2 protein-coding genes are annotated in these 2,284 nt (G+C 66.2%); both read right to left on the bottom strand.

What is annotated here, in order from left to right:
- Positions 1-144 (bottom strand): type VI secretion system-associated protein TagF (gene tagF, locus EOD07_RS31325; RefSeq protein WP_206519616.1); only part of this gene is annotated, 144 nt, incomplete at its 3' end.
- The coding region (gene tssM / locus EOD07_RS31320; protein WP_127238034.1) for a type VI secretion system membrane subunit TssM at positions 126-2,284 on the bottom strand (2,159 nt) is incomplete at its 5' end. The genes tagF and tssM, both read right to left, overlap by 19 nt.

Below are 2,284 nucleotides of genomic sequence, written 5' to 3'. Positions count from 1 at the left end.
GAGTCCAAACAACGGCACGATGTGCTGAGCCAGCCAGCGGTCCCACACGCGCACGAAATCGCCCGGCAACCGGCGCGTCACGAAATCGCCGGCGGCGGGCATCTTGCCGTAGAAGCCGGGCAGGATCAGATCTGCGGCGGACATGTGAACTTCTTGAACATTTCGAGCGTGTAGGGGTTCTCGACGCTGGCCGCCTTGAGCTCGAAATCGGCCCACATCCCCTTGGTGCCGAGCCGCAGGCTGTAGACGTCGGTGAGCTTGGTCGCATTGAAGCGGCCGCCGCGCAGCATTCTGAGCCACGCCCAACTGCCGGTCTCGTTGAGCATCACCTCGGGCGAGCCGTCGACCGGCTGGAAGGCAAGCGATATCACGCCCGTGCCGTCCTTGCCGGGCCATGTCATCGGCTGCGGCCTCGTCGCGTTGTTGTAATAGACGAGGTTCTGACCATCGAGGTTGAGTGTCACCCGCGCCACGTTGGGCGACAGGTCCTTCGGCTCCAGGGTGAAATTCATCACCGGCCCGGTGCCGCCGGGGAACAGATCGTCGCGGATGTGGCGCGCCTGCTCGAAGGCCGCCAGCGCCGCCGGATCGAGACCGAAATCGGCGCGCCATTTCCAAGGCTCGCTGGCGGTGTCGACATAGTTGATCAGATGGTCGTTGGTGAAGGCATCGATCAGCCCGGTCGGTCCGAACAGGCGCTGGAAGTCGCGCACATTGACGTCGACCGCGCTGTCCGGGCTGAACGGATAGCGGTTGTTGAGTGCTGCCTGGCAGAAGGGCAGGATATCGGCGCGCCAGATGGCGTTGAGCTCGTTGGTGACGGCCTTCTGCGACAGGCCGCTGGTGTCGCCGGCAATGCCGCCCAGCCAGTCGTTGATCGGCGAAGGCAGAATCTGCGCTTGCCTGGCGACAGCGCCAGTCAGTTCGGCCAGCCCGCCCTGCTTCTTGATGGCGTCCTGCGGATCGGGATTAGCCGTGACGGTCTGCAGCACGTTGGACAGCGCCGTCAGCGCCACCACGGCGGCGTCGAGCGCCGGCGGCTGGCCGTCGACCTGCGCGATCGTGCCTTTGAGCGGCTTGAAATGCTCGGCCACCAGGCTGCCGGTCATGTCGACCTGATCGGCCGAGCCCGCGCGGGGCAGCAATTTCGCGCCCGTCTTCACCACCTTGCCCAATTTGCCGAGCTTGCTGAGCAGCTTCGAACCGGTCTTGGCGGCGCCGCTCTTGTCGTCAGCCGCCGCATCGTCCGAACGGGTCAGGTCGGTCTCCTGCACCACCGCGGTCAGCAGGCGCTTCAGCGCCGAGTCGGCGCTAGAAAGATCCTTGAGATTCTCGCTGGCGACGTTGAGGTCGGTCAGCGGCGCCAGCCGCATGTCGCGCAGGAAACTATCCCACTGCGAAATGTAGTCGTCGTAATAGAGCTTCAGGATGTCTTCCGACAGCGCCGAGACCGACGTCTCCGCATTCTCCGAACAGCCGCCCGCAAACACGGCGCGGTCGAGCGCCGCCTGGCCGGCGACGTCCTCGACGCGGTCGAGGATCGCGTCATGGAAGCCGGCATAGGTGTAGGGGCCCGGCACGCCGACGCGCAGCGTCTTGTCGGAGCGGCGCGCGAACACCTTGGCGCCGTTCGGCCCGGCAAAATTGGCCGGCACCCATTCCTTGACCGCCGCCACTTCCGGGTCAGCCAGAAGCTGCTTATAGGCGCGCTCCGGCAGCGAGATCGTGCACACCGTCTTCAGCGCCTCGGCGACCAGTTCCTTGTCCGGCGCAATGTAGCTGTCGTCGACAGCCATGCGGCGGATCGCGGCGAGCTGGTGCTCTTCGGCGTCGGCGGTGGGGAAGGGCGCGGCCGGCGCGAATTGCGGCAGGCTGTTCACCCACCAGTTCTGCACGAAGTCGGTGTCCATCTGCGACAGGCCGGTCATCATCCGATAGGTCTTGAGCGCGCCGAGCATGAAATCCGGATCGCGGATCTGCCGCCACATCGTGGCCTCCAGCAACGCGACCATATGCGGCTCCAGCACGTTGCGCAGCGCATGGTCGTAGGTGTCGGTCTGCGCGCGCACCAGCTCGGCCGAAGCGGTCGGGCCGAGCAGGTTGTGGATCGCGTCCGGCGGCGCGGTGCGGGCCGCCGCCACGGCATCCATCGCCGCCAGCGCCCCATCCATGGTCGGCTGCTCGACCGCGGCTGGCATGGCGGCGACGTCGGTCAGAGGCTGCTGCAGCGCTTCGAACTGGCCAGCCTGTTCGGTGATCGCGTTGCGGTTGTCGAGATAGGACC

Source organism: Mesorhizobium sp. M2C.T.Ca.TU.002.02.1.1 (assembly GCF_003997225.1).
This window is presented reverse-complemented; position numbering and strand designations above follow the sequence as displayed.